Source organism: Tenacibaculum tangerinum, assembly GCF_029853675.1.
In the GTDB taxonomy this organism is placed as follows: domain Bacteria; phylum Bacteroidota; class Bacteroidia; order Flavobacteriales; family Flavobacteriaceae; genus Polaribacter; species Polaribacter tangerinum_A.
In genome coordinates this window covers 1,433,688-1,458,191 of sequence record NZ_CP122539.1, presented here as the reverse complement: position 1 = coordinate 1,458,191, position 24,504 = coordinate 1,433,688, and the positions used below count along the sequence as shown (strand labels likewise).

24 protein-coding genes and 3 pseudogenes are annotated in these 24,504 nt (G+C 33.6%); 14 read left to right on the top strand and 13 right to left on the bottom strand.

What is annotated here, in order from left to right; genetic code table 11:
* Positions 1-30 precede the first annotated feature (30 nt).
* The 4 genes from P8625_RS06240 to rsfS are packed head-to-tail and all read right to left on the bottom strand — an operon-like array spanning position 31 to position 3,751.
* On the bottom strand, positions 31-825 hold the full coding sequence (locus P8625_RS06240; RefSeq protein WP_279652611.1) for a phosphatidate cytidylyltransferase: 795 nt from the start codon (positions 823-825) through the stop codon (positions 31-33).
* A gap of 3 nt (positions 826-828) precedes the next feature.
* Positions 829-1,419: an LUD domain-containing protein gene (locus P8625_RS06235; RefSeq protein WP_279652610.1), complete on the bottom strand. Its 591-nt coding sequence runs from the start codon at positions 1,417-1,419 to the stop codon at positions 829-831.
* A gap of 12 nt (positions 1,420-1,431) precedes the next feature.
* Positions 1,432-3,357, bottom strand: a complete 1,926-nt coding sequence (gene ftsH / locus P8625_RS06230) for an ATP-dependent zinc metalloprotease FtsH (RefSeq protein ID WP_279652609.1) — start codon at positions 3,355-3,357, stop codon at positions 1,432-1,434.
* Positions 3,358-3,382: 25 nt separating this feature from the next.
* Positions 3,383-3,751, bottom strand: coding sequence for a ribosome silencing factor (gene rsfS / locus P8625_RS06225; protein WP_279652608.1), 369 nt, complete (start codon positions 3,749-3,751; stop codon positions 3,383-3,385).
* 86 nt (positions 3,752-3,837) lie between these two features.
* On the opposite strand from rsfS, the gene P8625_RS06220 reads away from it, so the two are divergent.
* On the top strand, positions 3,838-4,575 hold the full coding sequence (locus P8625_RS06220; protein WP_279652607.1) for a biotin--[acetyl-CoA-carboxylase] ligase: 738 nt from the start codon (positions 3,838-3,840) through the stop codon (positions 4,573-4,575).
* Here the strand turns inward: P8625_RS06220 and P8625_RS06215 are convergent.
* Complete coding sequence (locus P8625_RS06215) at positions 4,570-4,959, bottom strand: SRPBCC family protein (RefSeq protein WP_279652606.1); 390 nt, start codon at positions 4,957-4,959, stop codon at positions 4,570-4,572. The two genes, P8625_RS06220 and P8625_RS06215, sit on opposite strands and share 6 nt — an antisense overlap.
* 10 nt (positions 4,960-4,969) lie before the next feature.
* Complete coding sequence (gene pyrE / locus P8625_RS06210) at positions 4,970-5,620, bottom strand: orotate phosphoribosyltransferase (RefSeq protein ID WP_279652605.1); 651 nt, start codon at positions 5,618-5,620, stop codon at positions 4,970-4,972.
* A gap of 7 nt (positions 5,621-5,627) precedes the next feature.
* Between pyrE and P8625_RS06205 the strand changes: the two genes are divergently transcribed.
* The 4 genes from P8625_RS06205 to P8625_RS06190 all read left to right on the top strand — a co-directional run bounded on the left by P8625_RS06205 (position 5,628) and on the right by P8625_RS06190 (position 9,305).
* Positions 5,628-6,233, top strand: a complete 606-nt coding sequence (locus P8625_RS06205) for an NUDIX hydrolase (RefSeq protein ID WP_279652604.1) — start codon at positions 5,628-5,630, stop codon at positions 6,231-6,233.
* A gap of 138 nt (positions 6,234-6,371) precedes the next feature.
* The gene (gene dnaK, locus P8625_RS06200) at positions 6,372-8,279 is read left to right on the top strand and encodes a molecular chaperone DnaK (RefSeq protein WP_279652603.1); all 1,908 of its coding nucleotides are present in this window, start codon (positions 6,372-6,374) and stop codon (positions 8,277-8,279) included.
* Between the two features lie 76 nt (positions 8,280-8,355).
* Positions 8,356-8,778 carry a secondary thiamine-phosphate synthase enzyme YjbQ gene (locus P8625_RS06195; protein ID WP_279652602.1) on the top strand — a complete coding sequence of 141 codons (423 nt, stop codon included), beginning with the start codon at positions 8,356-8,358 and terminating at the stop codon, positions 8,776-8,778.
* Positions 8,778-9,305: a hypothetical protein gene (locus P8625_RS06190; RefSeq protein WP_279652601.1), complete on the top strand. Its 528-nt coding sequence runs from the start codon at positions 8,778-8,780 to the stop codon at positions 9,303-9,305. The genes P8625_RS06195 and P8625_RS06190 overlap by 1 nt, the downstream gene beginning before the upstream one ends.
* Here P8625_RS06190 and P8625_RS06185 read toward each other — a convergent pair.
* Positions 9,300-9,734: a DUF7738 domain-containing protein gene (locus P8625_RS06185; RefSeq protein ID WP_279652600.1), complete on the bottom strand. Its 435-nt coding sequence runs from the start codon at positions 9,732-9,734 to the stop codon at positions 9,300-9,302. The two genes, P8625_RS06190 and P8625_RS06185, sit on opposite strands and share 6 nt — an antisense overlap.
* A 115-nt stretch (positions 9,735-9,849) precedes the next feature.
* Between P8625_RS06185 and P8625_RS06180 the strand changes: the two genes are divergently transcribed.
* From P8625_RS06180 to P8625_RS06170, 3 genes are read left to right on the top strand one after another with little or no spacing between them, the layout of a single operon-like run.
* On the top strand, positions 9,850-11,148 hold the full coding sequence (locus tag P8625_RS06180) for an NAD(P)/FAD-dependent oxidoreductase (RefSeq protein ID WP_279652599.1): 1,299 nt from the start codon (positions 9,850-9,852) through the stop codon (positions 11,146-11,148).
* Positions 11,149-11,152: 4 nt separating this feature from the next.
* Entirely contained in the window at positions 11,153-11,461 is a 309-nt protein-coding gene (locus P8625_RS06175) for a hypothetical protein (protein WP_279652598.1), read from the top strand.
* A 6-nt stretch (positions 11,462-11,467) separates the two neighbouring features.
* Entirely contained in the window at positions 11,468-11,857 is a 390-nt protein-coding gene (locus tag P8625_RS06170) for a hypothetical protein (protein ID WP_279652597.1), read from the top strand.
* Positions 11,858-11,956: 99 nt separating this feature from the next.
* Here P8625_RS06170 and ribB read toward each other — a convergent pair whose 3' ends face one another.
* The 6 genes and pseudogenes from ribB to tpx all read right to left on the bottom strand — a co-directional run bounded on the left by ribB (position 11,957) and on the right by tpx (position 18,694).
* A complete protein-coding gene (gene ribB, locus P8625_RS06165) occupies positions 11,957-13,099 on the bottom strand; it encodes a 3,4-dihydroxy-2-butanone-4-phosphate synthase (RefSeq protein WP_279652596.1) in 1,143 nt (380 codons plus the stop codon).
* Positions 13,099-14,550 carry an LptF/LptG family permease gene (locus P8625_RS06160; protein WP_279652595.1) on the bottom strand — a complete coding sequence of 484 codons (1,452 nt, stop codon included), beginning with the start codon at positions 14,548-14,550 and terminating at the stop codon, positions 13,099-13,101. Before P8625_RS06160 ends, ribB begins: the two co-directional genes overlap by 1 nt.
* A gap of 92 nt (positions 14,551-14,642) precedes the next feature.
* Positions 14,643-15,038, bottom strand: a pseudogene (locus tag P8625_RS06155) (LolA family protein); the annotation flags it as partial.
* Between the two features lie 303 nt (positions 15,039-15,341).
* Positions 15,342-17,780, bottom strand: a pseudogene (locus tag P8625_RS06150) (DNA translocase FtsK); the annotation flags it as partial.
* A 27-nt stretch (positions 17,781-17,807) separates the two neighbouring features.
* The gene (locus P8625_RS06145; protein WP_279652594.1) at positions 17,808-18,188 is read right to left on the bottom strand and encodes a diacylglycerol kinase family protein; all 381 of its coding nucleotides are present in this window, start codon (positions 18,186-18,188) and stop codon (positions 17,808-17,810) included.
* An 8-nt stretch (positions 18,189-18,196) separates the two neighbouring features.
* Positions 18,197-18,694, bottom strand: a complete 498-nt coding sequence (gene tpx / locus P8625_RS06140; protein WP_279652593.1) for a thiol peroxidase — start codon at positions 18,692-18,694, stop codon at positions 18,197-18,199.
* A gap of 112 nt (positions 18,695-18,806) precedes the next feature.
* Here tpx and P8625_RS06135 point away from each other — a divergent pair.
* From P8625_RS06135 to P8625_RS06110, 6 genes and pseudogenes are all read left to right on the top strand, one after another.
* Positions 18,807-20,194 (top strand): annotated as a pseudogene (locus P8625_RS06135) (MATE family efflux transporter).
* Positions 20,181-20,405: a hypothetical protein gene (locus tag P8625_RS06130; RefSeq protein WP_279652592.1), complete on the top strand. Its 225-nt coding sequence runs from the start codon at positions 20,181-20,183 to the stop codon at positions 20,403-20,405. The pseudogene P8625_RS06135 and the gene P8625_RS06130 overlap by 14 nt, the downstream one beginning before the upstream one ends.
* A gap of 320 nt (positions 20,406-20,725) precedes the next feature.
* On the top strand, positions 20,726-21,526 hold the full coding sequence (locus P8625_RS06125) for an SDR family oxidoreductase (RefSeq protein ID WP_279652591.1): 801 nt from the start codon (positions 20,726-20,728) through the stop codon (positions 21,524-21,526).
* Between the two features lie 112 nt (positions 21,527-21,638).
* Positions 21,639-22,292: a fructose-6-phosphate aldolase gene (gene fsa, locus P8625_RS06120; RefSeq protein ID WP_279652590.1), complete on the top strand. Its 654-nt coding sequence runs from the start codon at positions 21,639-21,641 to the stop codon at positions 22,290-22,292.
* Positions 22,293-22,408: 116 nt separating this feature from the next.
* Positions 22,409-24,091, top strand: coding sequence for a 2-succinyl-5-enolpyruvyl-6-hydroxy-3-cyclohexene-1-carboxylic-acid synthase (menD, locus tag P8625_RS06115; protein ID WP_279652589.1), 1,683 nt, complete (start codon positions 22,409-22,411; stop codon positions 24,089-24,091).
* Between the two features lies 1 nt (position 24,092).
* The gene (locus P8625_RS06110) at positions 24,093-24,503 is read left to right on the top strand and encodes a S1 RNA-binding domain-containing protein (RefSeq protein ID WP_279652588.1); all 411 of its coding nucleotides are present in this window, start codon (positions 24,093-24,095) and stop codon (positions 24,501-24,503) included.
* Position 24,504: the final 1 nt, after the last annotated feature.

Below are 24,504 nucleotides of genomic sequence, written 5' to 3'. Positions count from 1 at the left end.
AAAGCGGAATAATTATTTAAAGAGACAGTTTTATACGATGTAATGTAAATACAAATATACGAATGGAGCAAGGAAAAACAAGCTGTCTAACCTGTCTAATAACCCTCCATGTCCGGGCATTATAGTACCACTATCTTTTACTTTGGCTTGTCTTTTAAGTTTAGACTCTACTAAATCTCCTAACGATCCGAAAATAGCAACAATAATAGCTATGATACCCCAATCTAATATAGATAAAATCCCTGAATAGTAACCTATGATTAACCCTGCTATAACAGAAAATAATAAACCACCAATAAACCCTTCGACTGTTTTTTTAGGAGAAACTTTTTCAAAAAGTTTACGCTTTCCGAAGCTTTTACCAACTAAAAAAGCAAAACTATCATTGGTCCAAATAATAAGCATTATGTAAATAATAATGTTGGGATGATACGTATTGTTAACGAAAGGAAGATTCATTAAAAAGTAAAACGGCAATAGTAAATATATAAACTGTAAAAAATTTTTTCGACTAAAAGTATTGATAATTATAGGTTTAGAAGAGATAAGTAAATATATCAAAATAAAAGATCCTACTAAATTAATAGCCAGTAAAAAGGGATTGTATTTAAAACCTAGTTTTTGTACTGATATATATGCTGCCAAAGCTATAAGAATATAAGGAATAACACTTTTTAATTTGATTATTTTAGAAAGTTCCCAAATGCAGACACTAGCAAATATTACTAATAATCCTATGTATGTTTCTGCTGAGAAAAGAATAGCAGAGATAAAGAGCATAGCATATACTAATGCAGAAAAGATTCTTATAAAAAAGTTAGACATATTTTAAAGGTCTTCAAAGAGTAGCAAATATAAATCTTTTGTGTTATTGTTACCATAACTTAAGAAATTATCATCTTCTACTTCAAAATTATAATTCTTTACAGAACTAATGTTAGTGGGTATATTGCCACTAAAGTGTGTTTTTATACCTGTTAATCCTTCACTTGTATTTTTTACAAATTGGCTTGTGGTAGCATATACAATAAAATGCTTAGAGACTGAAGCTAGCTTGAGACTACCTAACTGATTAGAAGAGAATAAAATGTCTCCTTTATCTGCAATTAAATGTTCACATGATGTAAAGAAAGGAGTTGATGTTGAGAAGTGGCTTTGTACAGAAATATTATTTTCTTTCGTAATTTTTAGTAAATCAAAATCAGTACATGTTACCTTATTCCAGTGATTCTCCTGTAAAATTTTCTTCAAATTATTACTTACTTCGCTCATCGAAGTGCAATATAAAAATTTCCCTCCTTTATTAATAAAATGATGAACAAAAGAATCATCTAAAGATAAATTAACCTCTTGTTCGTTGGTTTTCTTTTCTTTAGATGATTCTTGATATGTTTTAAATAATTTCTTGAAAAAATTCATTAAAATAAAAAACTATTCTTCAGTTGTAATTTCAGGTTCTTGCTTCTTTCCGAAAGGTCTTTCTCCAAAGATTTTTACTAAATCATCTTTAAAAATAACCTCTCTTTCAAGTAATAAATCAGCAAGTTGTGTTAATTTATCTCTGTTTTCATCAAGTATTTCGATGGCTCTTTGGTATTGAGTTTCGATTAATTCAGAAATTTCTTCATCAATTTTTTTAGCCGTAGCTTCACTGTAAGGCTTAACAAAAGCATCATTTCCAGAAGAATCATAGTAAGTAATATTACCTACCTTCTCATTCAAACCGTATACAGTTACCATGGCACGTGCTTGTTTGGTAACTTTTTCTAAATCACTCAATGCCCCTGTAGAAATTTTATTAAAAATTATTTTTTCGGCTGCTCTTCCTCCCATTGTGGCACACATTTCATCAAGCATTTGTTCCGTCTGAACAATTTTTCTTTCTTCAGGAAGATACCATGCGGCACCTAATGATTGTCCACGAGGTACAATGGTAACTTTAACTAACGGAGCAGCATGCTCTAACATCCAACTAACGGTTGCGTGACCAGCTTCATGAAAAGCAATTACCTTTTTCTCTTTAGGAGTAATTACTTTATTTTTCTTTTCTAAACCACCAACAATTCTATCGACAGCATCTAAAAAATCTTGATGTTCAATAGCTTCCTTACCTTTTCTAGCGGCAATTAAAGCAGCCTCGTTACATAGGTTCGCAATGTCGGCACCCGAGAATCCAGGTGTTTGTTGTGCCAAAAATTCTAAATCGGCATTGGCAGCTAATTTTAAAGGTTTGATATGTACCTCAAAAATCTCTCTACGCTCATGTAAATCTGGTAAATCAACATAAATTTGACGGTCAAAACGACCAGCACGCATCAAGGCTTTATCTAAAACATCTGCACGGTTGGTTGCAGCCAATACAATAACATTCGTATCGGTACCAAAACCATCCATTTCAGTAAGTAATTGATTCAAGGTGTTTTCACGTTCATCGTTACCGCCTGTCATACTATTTTTACCTCTTGCACGCCCGATAGCATCAATTTCATCAATAAAAATAATGGAAGGAGATTTTTGTTGCGCTTGTTTAAATAAATCACGTACACGAGAGGCACCAACTCCTACAAACATTTCAACAAAATCAGAACCCGATAAAGAGAAAAACGGTACACCTGCTTCACCAGCAACAGCTTTTGCTAATAAGGTTTTACCTGTACCAGGAGGACCAACTAACAAGGCTCCTTTCGGAATTTTACCTCCTAACTTGGTGTATTTTTCTGGGCTCTTTAAGAAGTCTACAATTTCTTGTACCTCTTCTTTAGCTCCTTCTAAGCCAGCTACATTTTTAAAGGTCGTTTTTACTTTGGTGTTTTCATCAAAAAGCTTGGCTTTCGATTTACCAATATTAAAGATTTGCCCTCCAGCACCGCCACCACCGGCAGCACCAGACATTCTTCTCATAAAGAAAAGCCAAATAACAATTAATAAAATAAAAGGAAGAAAGCTAATGATGGTATCCATCATGCTAGTTCTTTCTACATTTACCTTATCAAAATCAAGATTTTTTTCTTCCTTTTCTCTATTAATTTCGTTTTCAAAGTTTTGTAAATCTCCGAAATTATAGGTGTATAAAGGCGCTCCTTTTCTGTAAAAAGGAGAATCTGTTAATTTTTTGTGGTCTTCTTTTTTCTCGGCTTCAGACTTTAAAAATATTTGAGCAACATTGTTGTTTTCTACAACAATCTCTTTAATATCATTTGCTTGAAGAATTTTAGTGAACTCGTTTTTTGAAATGTTACGAGAACCTAAGTTGCCAGAATTGAAAAAACTTAATCCTAGTAAAATAACTATTATTGGTATGTATAGCCAAAATGAACTGAAACTAAATTTTGGCGCATTTTTTTTATTATCACTCATAAAAAGGTGTATAAAATGTTAGCAATTATGCTGGGTTGATTTCTGTAATTTTTGCGTCTCCCCAAAGACTTTCAATGTCGTAAAATTCACGAACTTGTTTTTGAAAGATATGTACAACAACATTAACGTAATCCATAAGAACCCATTCAGAATTACCTTGTCCTTCAATATGCCAAGGTTTGTCTTTAAGTTCTTTGCTTACCATTTTTTGTACAGATCCCGAAATGGCATTAACTTGTGTGTTCGAATTAGCAGAACAAACTACAAAATAATCACAAACAGTGTTTTCTATCTCTCTTAAATCAAGTAATTGGATATCCTCTCCTTTTACATCATCAATCCCTTTAATAATCACAGCTATAAGATCGTCTGTGTTTGTTTGTTTTATTGTCATTAAAAAAAATTAAATTTTAGCAAAGTTATTATTTTTTTGCGAGTAATTTGTGTAATATTGATACTTGTTTTACTCATTAAATGTAGATGAAAATAATCAAACTTGATGCCATCGAGTCTACAAACACCTTTTTAAAGAATATGGTGTCATCAGTGGTAGTAGATGATTTTACGGTGGTAGTTGCAAAAACACAAATGAAGGGTAGAGGACAAATGAATTCTGAATGGATTGTTGAAGAGGGTAAAAACCTTACTTTCAGTGTGTTTTCAAGGTTTATAGACTTGGCTGTTGAAAATCATAAGTATTTGAATTTTTGTGTTTCGTTGAGTGTTTTTGATGCCTTGAAAACATTAAGTATACCAAGTTTGTCAATAAAATGGCCTAACGACATTCTGTCAGAGAATAAAAAAATAGCAGGTATATTAATTGAAAATATGCTAAAAGGAAGCAATATCGTTTCTTCTGTACTAGGTATTGGTGTGAATGTAAACCAAGATTGTTTTCCAGAAAGCTTACCAAATGCGACTTCAGTAAAAAAAATAATAGGAAAAGAAACAAATCTTGATACCTTGTTAAACGATATGTTACGTAGGTTAAAGGAATATATTACGTTGTTGGATAAAAAAGAGTATGCCACATTAGAGAAAGCTTACTTAGAGAAGTTATACAAAAAAAATGTTCCAACAATGTTTAAAAACAGTCAGAACATTTTATTTATGGGTAAAATAATTGGAGTCTCAAAGAGTGGAAATCTCCAAATAGAACTAGAAAACGAAACAGTTCAAGAATTTGGATTGAAAGAAATTTCGTTTGCTATGTTATAATTTTTCTAAATTTTCGGTCAAAGTACCAATAAACTTCGTTAAGGGAGCTTTTACCATCATTGCCATCATTGCGTTAAACTCACCATTAAATTTTAACGTAACCTGACTTTCATTATTAGTAACTTCACTGATATCAGCAGCTAACGTAAAAGGTATTTTACTACTGGCAGCACCCAAGGTAACATTAGAATACTCAGTTTTTTCTTTCATTACCAATCGAATTTCTGGCATGCCCTTTAAACCAAAAATAAAGCTATCGCCGTCTACTTCAAACTTTTGAGTGTTTTCGGGCATTAGCTGTTCAAAGTTTTCTAATTTAGTTAAAAATTCAAATACATCTTTAGATGATTTTTGTACAGTTACTGTATTTCCTTCTATATTCATTATTGTGTTGTTAATTGTCGTTTTGATTCCATTTACTAGGAGCAACTCTCCAATCTTCTAAAGTTTGCAATTCTTCATCGGTAATATACTTACTGTCTAAAGCTTGTTCTAATAAATATTCGTAATTACTAAGAGTAGTAAGCTCTACATTGTCATTTTTAAAATTTTCCGTGGCAACATTAAATCCGTAAGAAAAAATAGCAACCATTCCCTTTACATTGGCATGTGCTTCTTTCAACGCTTTTACAGCATTTAAGCTACTTTTTCCTGTACTAATTAAATCTTCAACGACTACTACATTCTGACCTCTTTCTAGATGCCCTTCAATTTGGTTTTGCCTACCGTGCTTTTTAGGTTCGGGTCTTACATACACAAAAGGCACTCCTAGCTCTTGAGCCACAAGTATACCAATAGCAATAGCGCCTGTTGCAACACCTGCAATTACATCAGGTTTACCATGTTTATTTTCTACTAGTTTCGCAATTTCTTGCTTTAAAAAGTTTCTAACAGGTGGGTACGATAATGTAATTCTATTGTCGCAATAAATAGGCGATTTCCAGCCAGAAGCCCATGTAAAAGGCTCTTGTGGGCTTAATTTTATAGCCTTAATTTGCAAAAGAAGCTCGGCAGTTTTTTTTGCTGTATCTTTGTTGAAATCCATAGCACAAATGTATAAAGTTTTTGTTAATGATAAGCCAATAATCTTTACAACTTCACTTAAAAATGAAGAAGATTTTCCTGTCTTTATCTGCAAAAATATAATTATAGAAGAACTAATCTACAGGTTAAAAGTAGGTAAATTAGAAGGGGTTTATCTCTATTCTAACGATTTTACAAAAGACTGGTTAAACTTTAAAGTTCATTTCAAAATGATTACTGCTGCTGGGGGACTGGTTTTGAATAAAAATAGGGAGTTGTTATTTATTTACAGAGCCGATAAATGGGATTTGCCCAAAGGACGTGTAGAAGAGGGAGAAGATTTAGAGGAAGCTGCGATAAGAGAAGTTGAAGAAGAGTGTGGTATTGAAAAACTAATTATTAAACGAAAACTACTTATTACCTATCATTTGTTTATACAACAAAATGAATACCGATTAAAAGAAACGCATTGGTATTTAATGTTTTCTAATTATGAAAGAAGTTTAACTCCTCAATTAGAAGAAGGTATTACAAAAGCAGAATTTAAAAATGCGCAAGAAACAAAACACGCATTGCAGAATACATTTGCGAACATAATCATGGTGTACGAATCGTACCTAAATAATGTCGATTAATGACACTCTGTCATAAAAAATAACTTGTTTTACTTGTTTTTCTGTCAAAATAAAGGTAAAAAACCAATGGCACACACTTTGACTACTACATACTCGTAAAATTGAATTTAAAACTTTTAAAAAAGATAAATAAAAATTATGAGTAAAATTATAGGTATAGATTTAGGTACTACAAACTCATGTGTGTCTGTAATGGAAGGAAATGAGCCAGTAGTAATTCCAAATTCAGAAGGAAAAAGAACAACTCCTTCTATCGTTGCGTTTGTAGAAGGGGGAGAGCGTAAAGTAGGAGATCCTGCAAAGCGTCAGGCAGTAACGAACCCAACAAAAACAGTTTATTCTATCAAACGTTTTATGGGGAATAAATATTCTGAGTCTCAAAGAGAAGCAGAAAGAGTTCCTTATGAAGTAGTAAAAGGAGACAACGATACACCAAGAGTAAAGATTGATGATCGTTTGTATACACCGCAAGAAATTTCTGCAATGATTTTGCAGAAAATGAAGAAAACTGCTGAAGACTACTTAGGTCAAGGAGTTTCTGAAGCGGTAATTACCGTACCAGCTTACTTTAACGATGCACAACGTCAGGCAACTAAAGAAGCAGGAGAAATTGCAGGTTTAAAAGTTCGTCGTATCATCAATGAACCTACCGCAGCAGCTTTAGCTTACGGGTTAGATAAGGCAAGTCAAGATAAGAAGATTGTAGTATTCGACTTTGGTGGAGGTACACACGACGTTTCTATCTTAGAATTAGGAGACGGTGTATTTGAAGTATTAGCTACTGATGGAGATACACATTTAGGAGGTGATGATGTAGATGAAAAAATCATCAACTGGTTAGCAGAAGAGTTTAAGGCCGAAGAAAATATGGATTTACGTAAAGATCCTATGGCATTACAACGTTTAAAAGAAGCTGCTGAAAAAGCGAAGATTGAATTATCGAGCACGACTTCTACAGAAATTAACTTACCATATATCACTGCAACAGCTAGTGGTCCAAAACACTTGGTAAGAACATTAAGTAGAGCTAAGTTTGAGCAATTAATCGACGATTTAGTAAAAAGAACTATTGAGCCTTGTCAAACAGCGTTAAAAAATGCTGATTTATCAACTTCTGATATCGATGAGATTATCTTAGTAGGAGGTTCAACTCGTATCCCTGCAATTCAAGAAGCAGTTGAGAAGTTCTTTGGTAAAGCGCCAAGTAAAGGGGTAAACCCAGACGAAGTGGTATCGTTAGGAGCAGCCATTCAAGGAGGTGTGTTAACAGGTGATGTAAAAGACGTATTATTATTAGACGTAACACCGTTATCATTAGGGATTGAAACAATGGGGAATGTATTTACAAAATTAATCGATGCAAATACAACCATTCCAACGAAAAAGTCGCAAGTATTCTCTACAGCAGTAGACAACCAACCATCGGTAGATATTCACGTATTACAAGGTGAAAGAGCGATGGCAGCAGATAACAAAACCATTGGTCGTTTCCAATTAACTGATATTCCACCAGCACCAAGAGGAGTACCTCAAATTGAAGTAACTTTTGATATTGATGCCAACGGAATCATCAACGTATCTGCAGCAGATAAAGCAACAGGAAAATCTCAAAACATTCGTATTGAAGCTTCTTCTGGATTAACAGATGAAGAAATTGCGAAGATGAAAGCTGATGCTGAGGCAAATGCTGAAGCGGATAAGCAAGCAAAAGAAACTGCCGAAAAAATTAACGGAGCAGATTCTATGATTTTCCAAACAGAAAAGCAATTAAAAGAGTTTGGTGATAAGTTATCAGCAGATAAAAAAGAGCCAATCGAAGCTGCTTTAGAAGACTTAAAGAAAGCTCATGAATCTAAAGACATTGCAGCAATTGATACTGCAATGGAAAAGATTAACGAAGCTTGGAAAGTTGCTTCTGAAGAAATGTATAAAGCACAACAAGACGCACAAGCTAACGGAGCAGCAGGTGCAGAAGGAAATGCTGATGCAGGTGCTTCTTCTGAAGGTGATAATGTAGAAGATGTAGATTTCGAAGAAGTAAAGTAATTTAAACTTATTTCAAGAATTCAAAATAAAACGAAAAGCCATTGAATACGTTCAGTGGCTTTTTTATTTTTGCTATATGAAATTTTACCAAAAAGAAATTCAATTACCTGCCTTTGCTAGAGGATATCATCTAATTACAGATACTTTACTCAATGCACTTCCTGAGCTTAAAAATATAAAAATCGGACAGTTTCAAGCATTCATAAAACACACCTCTGCAAGTTTAACCATTAATGAGAATGCAGATTCGACAGTACGAATAGATTTCGAGTCGCATATCAACAAAATGATTCCTGAAAATATGCCGTATTATCAACACGACTACGAAGGTGCCGATGATATGCCTGCACATATTAAAAGTTCCATGTTAGGATGTCAGGTACAAATTCCAATAACCAATGGACGACTTAATTTAGGAACTTGGCAAGGAGTGTATTTAGGAGAACATAGAAATCATGGCGGTAAAAGAAGAATAGTACTAACTGCTTTTGGAAATTAATGGAGTATCATAAATTCAATTTTTATAGAGGTACGTATTGTGAGTTTGAAATGCAGCGCATTAATTTTTTTGAGGAGATGAAAGCGCATTTTCAAAGTAAATCAGGAAGTTACTACTATTATACAAAAGAAGGTGTTTTTCGCTATTCCAATCATTGGGGAAGAGTTGCCAATTGCCGATGGAAAATTCAAGGCATTGAAAATTATAAAAATCAAAAGTATTATGTGGGGTATGCCAATTGGTCTAATTTTTATCCGTTAAATAGTGCAGATAAAGTGTTTTACTTAGAGGTAAATTATCGAGAAGGTAAGGCAAGCATAAAAAGAGTTCAAAACACTCTAGAAAGCAATCGGTTTTTAATGAATTCTGAGTTTGCGCACCAACGGTTAAAGCAAATTCAGTCACTATTTAAAGAGTACAAATGGGCACGTTATTACGAAGAAGATATTGAAGTATTAAGAAAGAAATTGATAGAAAAACTAATTCATTCTGATAAGAGCTTACAACAATTAAAGTTAGAATTATAACTCTTTATAACTTCTATTCACTCCAATACTAAAACCAAAGCGCATATCATTTTCTCTACCAAGTCTGTGAATAGCCACTTTTCCTAAAGATATTTTACCAAATTCTTTGTTAGTTATATTTTCGTTATTCAAAATAAGTTTTCCTTTAAATTGTTGTTTTGTATTATACTCACTTCTATCTTTTTTATTCTGATAAATATTTATAGATAAAATATGATCCTCATCTGTATATCCACAAAAAATACCATGCGAATCCCAAATAATGCAATCGTTGCTTTTCTTGAGTACTCTACTTGGTTTTCCTAACACCTCAATTAAAGAGGAGTGATTAGTAGGAAAAGTAAGAGGTTTACCATTTATAAGAATAAGGTCTGTATCGCATTCAATAGTTAAACTCTTTACTTTTTTCTTTTTTAAGAAATGAAACATGGCACTTTCAGTTTGATTAATAAATTTTTGGAGACTTCCGTAAAACTAAAAAATAAATTTTAACCAACTCACTTCTCTTTTAGTTAAATTTGTTTTTTACAAAATTTAGTATAAGATGAATATACCTCAAACAAGTTTTCCAAGAGTAATTATTGTAGGAGGAGGGTTTGCAGGATTGGCTGCTGCAAGAGCATTAGAAAATCAAGAATTGCAAGTTGTTTTAATAGATAAACATAATTACCATACTTTTCAACCATTATTATACCAAGTGGCAACTGGGGGCTTAGAGCCTGATAGTATTGCATTTCCTTTGCGAAAGCGATTTAATGATATTGAAAATTTTTATTTCAGATTGGCAAAAGTTACCAATATTAATGCAGAAATTAATACAGTAGAAACTACTATAGGTAATTTAGAATATGACGAGTTGATTATTGCTACGGGATCTACTACTAATTTTTTTGGAAATACCAATATTCAAAAGTATGCTATGGAAATGAAATCGGTTCCGCAAGCATTGAATATTCGTAGTTTGGTATTAGAAAATTTTGAAGAAGCATTGCTAGAAACCGATTTAGAAAAGCGCTTAGCATTGATGAATTTTGTAATTGTTGGAGGAGGACCAACTGGGGTCGAATTGGCAGGAGCACTAGCAGAAATGAAAAAAGGAATACTTCCTAAAGATTATCCAGATTTGGATATTCGTCAGATGAAAATTAATCTTATTCAAAGTTCTGGAGAATTGTTAAAAGGCATGAGTAACAAAGCCTCTGAAAATGCTGAAGATTTTTTAATAAAACTCGGAGTAGATGTATGGAAAGACCTTCGTGTGTTAGACTATGATGGTGAAACAGTAACCACAAACGGAGAAGATCACTTCAAAGCACAAACTGTAATTTGGGCAGCAGGAGTAAAAGGAGCTGCTGTTAATGGTTTAAAGAATGTTTGTATGGTTGAAAGAGCCAATCGATTTAAAGTAGATGAATACAATAAAATAATAGGGTATGACAATATTTATGCTATCGGAGACGTAGCGTGTATGGAGACCAAAAACTATTCCTATGGACATCCAATGATGGCACAACCTGCCATTCAACAAGGAAAATTACTGGGAAAAAATATATTAGCAAAGCTGAATAATAAAAAACAAAAACCATTTGTATATCACGATAAAGGCTCTATGGCAACGATAGGAAGAAATAAAGCAGTAGTTGATTTGCCTAAGTGGAAGTTTCAGGGAGTTTTTGCTTGGTTTGTTTGGATGTTTGTACATCTGTTTTCTCTCATAGGATTTAGAAATAAAGTAATTGTATTTATGAATTGGGTGTATAATTATATCCGTTTTGATAGAGAAACAAGGCTTATCATACGTCCTTACAAGAATAAAAACAAGTATAGTTTTAGAGAAGAATAAAATAATGGCAATTACTAGAAACGTTAAATGCCCTAATTGCGGTGTTTTTAATACTAACAGAGATTATTGCAAAAACTGCAATACCCTTATTTCTTTTGAAAAGAAACGAGCACAAAAAGCTACAGCATACAAAGAAAAAGAGCTGAAAAAGGCACAAGAAAAAATTAGCAATCCAAATATCGCAGAACGTTTAAAAAACCATCCGTTTTGGTTGTATAAAATTGTTGGATGGATTTTATATTCAGGGTACTTGTTGGTAAGTGCCATTGGTGCATTTATAGCATGGATCATAGCCATGGTAGCAGCAGGATAGAATTATATGCAACAAAAAGCACTTCCATACTACTTTATAATATCAGTAACTGTAGGGACTCTTATTTACAGTGCTCAAAAGCTGGGGGTTAAATTACCAAGTGTCGTGAATAATTACGTAAATGATTTTTTAATCATTCCTATTGTACTTACCATTTGCCTTTTTATTTTGCAGTGGAGCAGGGGAGATAAGAGCTATCAAATTTCTTTGGGAGTGATATTGTATATCTGTGTTGTATATTCAATAGTATTCGAACTTATTTTACCCAACTATTATTCGAGATATACAGCCGATGTAATAGATGTTATGTTGTATTTTGCAGGAGGCTTTGTGTTTTTTGTTTTGCAAAAAATAGGGGCTAATAGACAAGAAAAGTTAGTAAAAACACCTGAATAGCGCATTACCATCGCTTTTACTGAAAGTTTGTTGAGACGGGTTTCAAACATAAAAAAAAACGGAGTTAACTGTTAACTCCGTTTTTTTTTATGTTTATAATTAGTAGTTTACGTAATCAACTATCTCCAGTCCGTAACCAATCATACCCACACGTTTGGCTTGTTTGGTATTAGAAACAAGACGTAGTTTATGAATGTGTAAATCGTGTAAAATCTGTGCGCCAATACCAAAATCTTTATTATCCATCACAACATTAGGAGCTTTTAGTTCTCCTTTTTCTTGGTTTTCTTTTAAGCCACGAAGTCTGTTTAATAAATTTAACGCTTGCATTTGTTGGTTAATAAATATAATAGCACCTCTGCCTTCGTCATTAATCACCTTAAACATTTGATCTAATTTTTGATCGGCATTGTTAGTTAAGGTTCCTAAAATATCGTTGTTTACCAACGTAGAATTTATACGTGTTAAAACAGGTTCATTTTTACTCCAAGTTCCCTTGGTTAAAGCAATATGAATTTGGTTATTGGTAGTTTGCTGGTAAGCATGTAAGCGAAAATCTCCAAAACGAGTTTGTATATTAAAATCTTCTTTCTTTTCAATTAACGAATCGTGCTCCATTCGGTACGCTACTAAATTTTCAATAGAAACGATTTTTAAATCAAATTTTTCAGCTACTTTCATTAGTTGAGGTAAGCGTGCCATGGTACCGTCTTCATTCATAATTTCAACAATAACACCAGCGGGTTGTAAACCAGCCAAACGCGCAAAGTCGATAGCAGCTTCGGTATGCCCAGTTCTACGTAATACCCCTCCAGTTTTAGCTTTTAAAGGAAAAATATGTCCAGGTCGAGCTAAATCAAAAGGTTTCGTATCAGGATTTATTAAGGCTTGTACGGTTTTGGCTCTATCAGAAGCAGAAATACCTGTAGTAACTCCATTTCCACGTAAATCTACCGATACGGTAAACGCCGTTTCCATAGGGTCGGTATTGTTACTAACCATCATGTCTAACTCCAACTCTTTACAACGAGTTTCAGTAAGGGGCGTACAAATTAATCCACGACCGTGTGTTGCCATGAAATTAATCATTTCTGGAGTAATTTTTTCAGCTGCTGCTAAAAAATCACCTTCATTTTCTCGATCTTCATCATCAACCACGATAATAACTTTACCGTTTTTAATATCTTCTATGGCTTCTTCAATAGTATTTAATTGAATGTTCGTTGTGGTTTGTGTTGTCATTATGTTGCGTTTTTCTCTTTTTTTGAGAATAAGTTTTTTACAAAGTTTTGTATTGGAGCAAAAAAGCTATTCACATCAAATAGTCCTTTGTCTTTGGTAGCTCTCACCGTTAACGTAATTGCCAAAGGTAGCATTAAAAACACACTTAGCCAAGAGCCAAAAATGGCGGTTAAAGAGCTTTCTTCGGCTAGGTTTCTTCCGAAAGTATTGGAGAAAAAGTATAAAACATAAATACAAATAGCTAAAATCATAGGCATTCCCATACCTCCTTTTCTGATAATAGAACCCAAAGGGGCTCCAATAAAGAAAAGCAATAAGCAAGAAAGCGAAAAGGCTACGCGATTGTAAAACTCAATATCGTATAAGTTTAAATACTTTCGTTTGTTTTTTAAGGTTTCTTTGTTAGAATTATTGTTGTTGATCGTACGCTCTAACTTTGAGGTAGCTATAGAGAGAATATTTCTTTTTTCTTTTAAATCAAAATTATCGAGAATGTTAAGTGATAACTCCTTGTTTATTAAAGAATCAGGGTATTGGTGTAGGTCTTCTATATCAATACTTAAAAATAAGTTTTTAGCTCTACTGCTCACAAAGGCATCGTAGTCTCGTTTTAGGGTAGGTAAGGTGTCGTTTAATTGTTTTAAACTTAACATATTAAAGTTTTTAGTATACTTTAAATCGTCAATATCATCATCATTAAAAGAAGAGATATCAATATTTATAGTATACTTTTCAAAATCGGCATAAGAGGCTGCCATTTTTTCACGCTCTTTAAAAGGCATTCCTACTTTTTCGTGATGCTCAAAGTAGTATCCGTCTTTTAAAATTAACGTCATGTAACGACTTCCATCTTCTGAAAGAATCTCCCCTTTCTTTGCAGTTATAATTTTGTTATTTCCTTTTTTGGAAGACAAATCATAGATCATGACCTCTTTTAAAAGATTGTCTTCTTCGCCATATTTTTCTTTGAATTTTATTTGAAAATTCGGAATTTCAGTATTAAATCCACCCGCAACTAAAGCAATGGCAGGTTGTTTCTTCTTAATATTTACCTTCATGTTTAATTGCTTTAACATAGCATAAGGGTATACGTAATTAAGAAACAGAAAGTTAATTCCGCTTAAAAAAATAGCTAAGAAAACAATAGGACGAACCATGCGTTGTAAAGATACTCCAGCAGATTTTGCTGCGGCAAATTCGTAGTTTTCAGATAGGCTACCCAGCGTCATAATAGAAGATAGTAAAACACCAATGGGCAACGCTTGCGGAGCTACAATAAGGGTGGTGTACCATAGGAATTTTAAAATAATTCCTACGCTTATACCTTTACCAGCAAAATTATCGAAAGCGAGCCACAGTGCTTGCATTACCAGTACAAATAAAATGATAAAGAAGGTGGCTAAAAATGGTATTAAAAAGCTTTTTAATATATATCTGTCTAATGTTTTCACAGATGCAAAGGTAGTAGGTTAGCGGGATATAAACATAAAAGTTTTGTTAATGATTTTATAAGTAAATCAGAAACAAAACTTTTGTTGTTTTTTTAGTCTATGTAATATCCTTGTTTGGCATACTTTGTTCTATCAAAAGAAAAAAGCTGAGCAGATATAGGTTGGTTGCTTTTAAATTTGGTAATGGTAAAGGTGGTTTCTGAACCATTAGAACCTATTTGTGTTAATTTGTAAATGTGCTTTGTTTTTGCATCGATACCTAACTTAACTTTTACAATATCAGAGTTGCTATCTATAGGAGTTAAGTTGATGTATTGCACTCTACGTCCGTTACTGTTTTCTAAAGCGCCCATTTGATAATTGTACCCTTCTTTATAAAAGGTTAGTAATTTTGAAGGGTAAATGAAACCGTCTTCATCGTCTAAGTTTCCGTTATTAATACTTATTTCTTTTTCATCTTTATTAATAACCACAAGTTTTTTTCCGTCGAAAATAAACGTATTTCCTAAATAATCTAAGTTGTATTTTTCTCCTGCCAAGGTAATTTCACCTCTAATTGGAGGGTCGTTGGTAATGCCTGCTTCTTTATTTATTAATGAAGAGCTAAAACCAATAACCATATTTTTATAAGCACCCATTTTGGCTGAAACTTCATTGAGCAATTTCTTCGCTTCTGAAGAATTTGTTTGTCCCATAGTGCTCATACTAACACACAATCCAATAAATAATACTCCTATTTTTTTCATCTTCTTTCTTGTTTCCAGTTTCGGAATAGTTTTAATTATTAATTCTTTTTCATTTTCTAATAATTGCTCTAAAGCAATCAAATCAGGTATTAGCACTTGTCGCGCTTTGCTACCTTCGAAAGGACCTACAATGCCTGCTGCTTCTAGTTGGTCAATTAATCTACCAGCACGATTGTATCCTAACTTTAACTTACGTTGCAATAACGATGCCGAACCTTGTTGTGCTGTTACAATAATTTCAGCAGCTTCTTTAAACAGTTTGTCTCTGTCTTCAATGTCAATATCAAGATTTGTGCCACCTTCATCATCAACGTATTCTGGTAACAAATATGCCTCTGGATATGCTCTTTGAGAACCAATAAAATCGGTTATTTTTTCGACTTCTGGGGTGTCTACAAAAGCACATTGAATACGTATAATATCATTTCCTCCAGAATATAATAAATCTCCTCGACCAATTAATTGATCTGCTCCTGGAGCATCTAAAATCGTTCTAGAGTCAATTTTTGAAGTCACTCTAAAGGCAATTCTAGAAGGGAAGTTCGCTTTGATAATACCTGTAATTACGTTTACTGACGGACGTTGGGTTGCCACGATTAAATGAATACCAATGGCACGAGCTAATTGTGCCAAACGCGCAATAGGAGTTTCTACTTCTTTACCCGCGGTCATAATTAAATCGGCAAACTCATCAATTACCAATACGATGTATGGTAAGAATCGGTGTCCGTTTTCAGGATTTAGTTTTCGAGCCTTAAATTTCGCATTGTATTCTTTAAGGTTACGAACCATGGCATTTTTGAGTAAGTCGTAACGGTTATCCATTTCAATACACAATGAGTTTAAGGTATTCACTACCTTGGTTGTATCGGTAATAATGGCTTCAGAATCATCTGGCAATTTTGCTAAGTAATGACGTTCTATTTTGTTGAATAATGTCAATTCTACTTTCTTAGGGTCAACCAGTACAAATTTCACTTCAGCAGGGTGTTTTTTATACAGAAGTGAGGTTAAGATAGCGTTTAGTCCTACCGATTTTCCTTGTCCTGTAGCACCCGCCATGAGTAAGTGAGGCATTTTCGCTAAATCGATGACAAAGGTTTCGTTTGAAATGGTCTTTCCTAAAGCTATGGGAAGTTGCATAGGTGATTCTTGAAATTTCTTTGAAGAAATTACCGAGTGCATAGAAACAATGGTTGCCTTCTTATTGGGTACTTCGATACCAATGGTTCCTTTCCCAGGAATAGGAGCGATAATACGTATGCCTAATGCTGAAAGTGATAGGGCGATATCGTCTTCTAAGTTTTTAATTTTAGAAATACGCACCCCAGCTTCAGGTACAATTTCATACAACGTAATAGTAGGACCAACCGTAGCTTTAATTTGTGCAATACCAATTTTATAGTTTTTTAAAGTTTCTACAATTTGATTTTTATTTGCTTCGAGTTCTGTTGGGTCTATAGAAATGCTTTCGTTGTATTCTTTTAGTAAGTTAAAAGTTGGAAATTTAAAGTTTCCGAGCTCTAGGGTGGGGTCAAATTCGCCAAAGTCTTTAATAAGTTGGTCAGATAAATTTTCAGAAACACTTTTTTCTTCTGCTATTTTTTCAATGGCAACTTCTACTTCTCTCTGTGTTTGTTCTGATACTTTTGTTGTGGGCTCGTTCGTTTGTATAACGTTTAAGGTAATTTCATCTTTTTGTGTGTTTTCTGAATTTTTATCGATACCAGAATAGTTTGTAATCGTCGGTTGTAAATTCTCTAAGGATACTTCAAAATTAGATTTGTCTTTTTGAATAGGTTCTTTTTCAGCGTCTTCAATATCGTTTATAGCAGTAGTTTCGTTTTGGGGTGTTGTAGAAGCATCTTCAAGGCTGCTTTCTTTTTTGCTATTCTGAATTTTCTCGCCAATAACCTCTGGGGTAATGCTAAAACGAATGATTAAATAGGCAATGAAGAAGAAAATTAGTAAAATGGTTAACCCTGTTTTGCCTAAAAAAGTTTGTAAATATTCATTGAGCTCAAATCCAATAACACCTGATAATAGTGCGTGCTTTTTTTCAACAAAACCTAGTGCCGTAGATAACCAAAGCATCATTAAAATACTCCAATTCCAAGAAGTAACAATTCTCTTTAAATTGGTTTTTAGCAATATTCTAGCACCAGTTAAGAACAATGTTATAGGAATAATAAAAGCGCCCAGACCGAAACCTCTATACACCAAAAAATCACTTAATTGTGCTCCTATTTTACCTAATAAATTTTTAGCAAGAACCGTTTTGTCTGTAAATTGATTCAGCGTGCTTTGATCTTCTTGCCAAGAAAAGAAAAAAGAAATAAAAGCTACAGTTAAAAATATAGAAAACAGTAACAGAAAAAAACCAATAATAGTTTGATTTTGTCTGTTAGAAAAAAAGTTTTTTATTCTTTTAAAGATAGATTTTTTAGGCTGTTTCTCACGAACAGTTGTTTTTTTTCTTGCCATGTATTTTTGTTAGAAATAAATTGAACGCTACAATATAGCTATTATTTTAGGAAGGTAAATTATTACAGCTATAATTAAAGAGATGATTGCTGCAAATGCTGGAGCACCAGCAGCAATATCTTTAATAAAACCTATTTTTTTATGATAATCAGGGTGTATAAAATCTGCTAACTTTTCAATAGCAGTATTCAAAGCTTCTGCTACCAAAACGAGTCCAATTATCAGCGTTTGAATCATCCATTCGGTAGTAGAAATTTGAAAATAAAAACCTAATAAAGTGGCAATAATACCAAAGAACAGTTGTGCTTTGATACTGTCTTCTGTAATAATTAACAGCCACATTCCTCTTAGAGCAAATTTTATACTACGTATGCGTCCTCTTAAAAAGCCGTCATTCGGATTCTTCATATATTCTTTTAAAGTGCTTTTAGTGCAGCATCGTAATTAGGTTCATCTGCAGTTTCATTTACTTGCTCAGAGTATAGTATCTTGCCATTTTCGTCAATAATAACAATACAACGAGAATGCAAGCCAGCTAGCGGACCTGTAACGATTTCTAAACCGTAATCTTTACCAAATCTACCTGCTGCGAAATCTGATAACATTACCACATTTTCAATACCTTCTGCACCACAAAAGCGGTTTTGAGCAAATGGTAAATCTCTCGAAATACACAAAACTTTGGTGTTTTCTAATTCGGCAGCTCTTTTATTAAATTCTCTAACTGAAGTAGCGCAGGTACCTGTATCGATACTTGGAAAGATGTTTAAAATCAATCTAGAACCGCTAAAATCACTTAGTTTTTTAGTTGATAAATCTGTAGCGACTAACAAAAAATCAATCGCTTCACTACCATTTTCAGGCAGGTTACCTATCGTTTCTATTTCATTTCCTTGTAGTGTTATCGTAGCCATATCGTATTTGTTTTTTTGAAAATCAAAGGTAGTTAAATTAATTAAAAAATGAAGAAGATAAACGCAACGCTCCTTGAAAAAAGTTATCTTCGCATGTCGAAAAACCAAGAAATTGAATTTACAACAGTATACTTCTGAGTTTAGGTATAACTTACAACTTGCAACGCCAGTTATGCTGGGTATGTTAGGGCATACCTTTGTGAGTTTTATTGATAATATTATGGTAGGGCAATTGGGAACTGCTGAATTGGCAGCGGTTTCATTGGGTAATAGTTTTATGTTTATTGCTATGTCATTAGGTATTGGTTTTTCGACGGCAATTACTCCACTCATTGCATCAGCCGATGCTTCTAATAATTTTTCACAAGCAAAGTCTACTTTTAAACACGGACTTTTTTTGTGTACCGTAATTGGAATTGTACTCTTTTTAGGAATTTTTTTTCGAAACCATTAATGTATTTAATGAAACAGCCAGCTGAAGTGGTCGAATTGGCAATTCCGTATTTAGACTTGGTGGCTTTTTCGTTAATTCCAATGATTGTTTTTCAGGGATTTAAACAATTTAGTGATGGCATGTCTATGACTCGCTATCCTATGTACGCTACGTTATTAGCCAATGTGCTTAATGTGTTACTAAACTATATATTAATTTATGGAAAGTTTGGATTTCCTAAATTAGGAATTGTAGGAGCTGCTTACGGAACTCTTTTATCACGGTTTGTAATGGTACTCTATTTATGGTGGTTGTTAAGTAAAAAAGAATGTTCTAAACGTTTGGTAACCAATATTAAATTCTTTGTGTTAGATACGTTGATGCTTCGAAAGATTATCAATTTGGGGACACCGAGTGCCATGCAAATGTTTTTTGAAGTAGCTATTTTTACGGCGGCAATATGGTTAAGTGGCTTGTTAGGAAAAAACCCTCAAGCAGCGAATCAAATAGCTTTAAATTTATCTTCAATGACATTTATGGTAGCCACAGGGTTGAGTGTAGCCTCAATGATAAGGGTAGGAAATCAAAAAGGATTGCAAAACTACAAAGAATTGCGAAGGATAGCATTTTCTATATTTTTACTAGGAACGATTTTGGCAACGATATTTGCCACTTTGTTTTTTGCATTTCACGAATGGTTGCCAAGTTTGTACGTTGATGTAAACGACGCAACGAATTATGAAGACAATATGGAAGTAATGAAAATAGCAGCAAATTTATTAATAGCCGCTGCATTTTTTCAAATAAGCGATAGTATTCAAGTCGTAGTGCTGGGAGCATTGCGTGGTTTACAAGATGTTGCCATACCCACACTCATCACTTTTATATCGTATTGGATAGTAGGTTTTCCTATTAGTTTTTTCTTAGGCACGGCAGAAAAATATGGCAGCTTTGGTATTTGGCTTGGCTTACTTGCCGGATTAACAACAGCTGCCATTTTATTATTTATACGATTTAATAAATTAACTTTACAATTGATTAAAACGAAACACGATGAACTTACCTAAATTTTTATTAGCCGATAACAGCGAGCACCCGGAAGATATCTTTGTGCTGCATACAGAATATCCTCGTTTTTTAATTAACTTAAAAGATGATGAAGTTGAGTGGTTTGAAGACTTGGCTAATGAAAATGAGCAAGATTTAGCGAATGAGTTGGAAAAACTTATTGAAGCTGCAGGAGCTTTCTACGATGCTGAAATGGAAGGATTGGAGTAAAGTTAGTCGCTGTCTATTCTTTTTCGACTTTCTACAATACAGCTTTTTCGTGTAATGCGAAGTTGAGAAACACATTATATGATACATGCAAGATTAATTTGCATGGTCGATTTTGTATATAAACCGAAGGAATTTTATAATTGCAAAATCCCCAGTAGGTGGTTATGCACTTTGTGTACATTTCTTCTTGTAACCTTTGGTTGAAATTACCGTGAAACATATACTTTTATAGTACATATTCCTAAGACGTAAAATTAAGATACATTTTTAAAGTTTTTTTATTGAAGCTAACTTTAAGATATTTGCCCAAAATAAGAATAATGTCTAAAATAGTTTTCATAACAGGAGCTTCTTCAGGAATAGGAGAATCAATAGCGAACTATCTGCACGATAAAGGGTATACCGTTTACGGAACCAGTAGAAACCCTAAAAAAGGTAGTACTCCATTTCAAATGGTGGCCTTGGATGTAACCGATGCAGCATCTATAAAAAAAGCAGTTACTGAAGTAATTACTGCGGAAGGAAAAATAGACGTACTTATAAACAATGCGGGAAAAGGAATTACAGGACCTATTGAAGATACTCCGACAGCAGCAATGAAAGAGAACTTTAATACTAACTTTTTTGGAGCAATAGACGTTATAAAAGCGGTGTTACCTCACATGCGTACCCAAAAATCAGGAACGATTATCAATACAACTTCTATAGCAGGGTATATGGGGTTACCGTTTAGAGGAATTTATTCGGCAAGTAAAGGAGCATTAGAGTTGGTAACAGAGGCATTGAGTATGGAGGTAAAAAGTTTCGGAATAACCGTGGTGAACGTAGCACCTGGAGATTTTGCTACCAATATTGCAGCAGGAAGATACCATACGCCCATTTTTGAAGATTCTGCCTACAAAGAAAAATATGCCGAGAACTTAGCGTTGATGGATGCTCACGTCGATTCAGGAGCAGACCCAAGAATCATGGCAACGGCAATTTGTAAAATCATTGAAAACAAGAACCCTAAAATTCACTACAAAGTTGGAGGCTTTATGGAGAAGTTTTCTATCGTATTAAAAAGAATATTACCCGATAAAGTTTACGAAAAACTGCTAATGAATCATTATAAATTGTAAATTCGCACACAATTAGAAAACAACAAAAATTACAACTTATAAAATTGTTTTATAAAGAGTTGAATTCTCTTAAAAACTAAAAATTAGGACACAACTACATAATTATATACAAATGAAATTTTTTATTGACACCGCTAACTTAGATCAAATTAGAGAAGCACAAGCTTTAGGTATTTTAGATGGAGTAACAACCAATCCGTCGTTAATGGCTAAAGAAGGAATTACAGGAGAGGAAAATATTATCAATCATTACAAAGCAATTTGTGATATCGTAGAAGGAGACGTATCTGCCGAGGTAATTTCAACTGATTTTGACGGAATGGTAAAAGAAGGAGAAGCGTTAGCTGCTTTAAATCCTCAAATTGTGGTAAAATTACCAATGATTAAAGACGGTATAAAAGCCTGTAAATATTTTTCTGAAAAAGGAATCAAAACAAATGTAACCTTAGTGTTTTCAGCGGGTCAAGCATTATTGGCTGCAAAAGCAGGGGCGACCTATGTGTCTCCTTTTATAGGTCGTTTAGACGATGTTTCTACAGACGGTTTAAACCTAATCGCTGAGATTCGTCATATTTACGACAATTACATGTTTGAAACAGAGATTTTAGCAGCATCTGTACGTCATACCATGCACATTATCGATTGTGCTAAGATTGGTGCTGATGTAATGACAGGACCTTTAAGTGCTATTGAAGGATTGCTAAAACACCCATTAACAGATATCGGTTTGGCTAAATTCCTAGAAGATTATAAAAAAGGAAATTAACCAACTTAAATTTACAAGTTATAAAGTCAGAAAGTTGAAAAGGGTATTCTTTAACTTCTGACTTTTTGTGCCTTTATCAACAAGAAAAAACTTTGTTGCTTTGTAACTTAACAAGAATGTTTCCAAAAAAAGAACTTGCACAATTGGTCATATCAGCATGTCATCAATTTAATGTTGATACGGTTGTTATTTCTCCAGGCTCACGCAACGCACCGCTTACTGTTGGATTTTCAAACCATCCAGCGATTCAAGCATTGAGTGTGGTCGATGAGCGTTGCGCTGCTTTTTTTGCGCTGGGAATAGCACAACAAACCCAACGACCTGTGGCTATGGTATGTTCTTCGGGGTCGGCACTGTTAAACTATTATCCTGCCATAGCAGAAGCTTTTTATAGCAATATTCCGCTCGTAGTAATTTCGGCAGACAGACCCAAACACTTGATTGATATTGGTGACGGACAAACCATTCGTCAAGAAAATGTATTTGAAAATCATATTTTGTTTTCGGCTAATTTAATAGAAGAAAAAAATCAGTTAAAAATAAATAGTGATTTGTTAATGGAAGCATTACATACTGCTACCAATCAGAAAGGACCTGTGCATATCAACGTTCCGTTTGATGAACCTTTGTATCAAACAGTTGAAGAACTCGATGCTACTATTGTAAGTAATGTAGAGCAATCTTATGAGGATTTTAATGTCGTTACCAGCAAGGCGAAACAATCTGTAGTAGAAATAGAGAAATTAGCTTCTATCTGGAATGCTTCTTCAAAAAAAATGATTTTAGTAGGAAGTCATTTTCCTGATGCCGAATTGCAACAAATACTGAATGTATATGCCGAAGACACCTCTGTTTTAGTACTTACAGAAACGACTTCAAACGTATATCACCCAAAATTTATCAACAGTATTGATAAATTGATATCTAAACTCACCGAAGAAGAATACAAAAAACTACAACCCGAAGTATTAATTACTTTAGGAGGAATGGTTATTTCTAAAAGAATTAAACAGTTTTTACGTAAGTTACCACCCAAACACCACTGGCATGTTGATGAATTAAAGGCGATGGATACCTACCATTGTTTATCAGCGTTTCTACAAACAAACCCCGTTAGGTTTTTAACAAATCTTGCAGCGGAAAAGAAAAACGTTGAAAGTGCTTATCAGCAAGTATGGTTACAAGAAAAAGAACGCAGAGCAATTCAGCATGAAGAATATTTGAAAAACTGTGCCTATTCAGATTTAAAATCTTTTGAAGCTATTTTAAAAAGTATTCCCGATACTTCACAAGTACAAATTAGCAATAGTTCAATCATTCGATACTCGCAATTGTTTGATATGAATCCTACATTAAAAGTGTTTTGTAATCGAGGAACTAGTGGTATTGACGGAAGTACAAGTACGGCTTTAGGAGCAGCATATGCTTCAAAAAACCAAACAATATTTATAACTGGAGATTTGAGTTTTCTTTACGATAGCAATGCGTTGTGGAATGCCAACATTCCGAAGAATTTTAGAATTATTATTTTAAATAATGCCGGGGGTGGTATTTTTAGATACATTCCAGGACCCTTAACAACCAATGCTGCGGAGTATTTTGAAACTCCTCATCAGTTAACAGCAGAACACTTGGCGAAAATGTATGATTTTGAATATGTGCAGGTAAACGACTTACAAAGCTTACAAACCAGTTTGACTTCGTTTTATACAACATCGAAGCAACCCAAAATAATGGAGATTTTCACTCCAAAAGAAATAAATGATGTAGTTTTAAAGAACTATTTTAAAAATTTATAAGATGGATTTAAAAGAAGGTGATAAGGTAGATTTAGTGATTGGTGTACAAACGGCACTAGGTTACACAGTATTAATCAATGAAGCGTATGAAGGCTTGTTGTACAACAATGAGGTGTTTAGTGATATAGAAGAAGGAATGCGCACTCAAGGTTATGTTAAAAAGATACGTGAAGATGAAAAAATAGACGTGTCATTGCGTCCGCAAGGATTTAAAAATGTAATTGATTCAGATGTTGATAAAATACTTAAAAAGTTAGAAGAAAAAGGCTTTTTGTTATTGACAGATAAAAGCTCTCCTGAATCTATTAAGTTTCACTTACAAATGAGTAAAAAAGCGTTCAAGAGAGCTATTGGCAGCTTGTATAAAGATAAAAAGATAGACTTACAAGAAGATAGAATAGTGTTAAAATAAC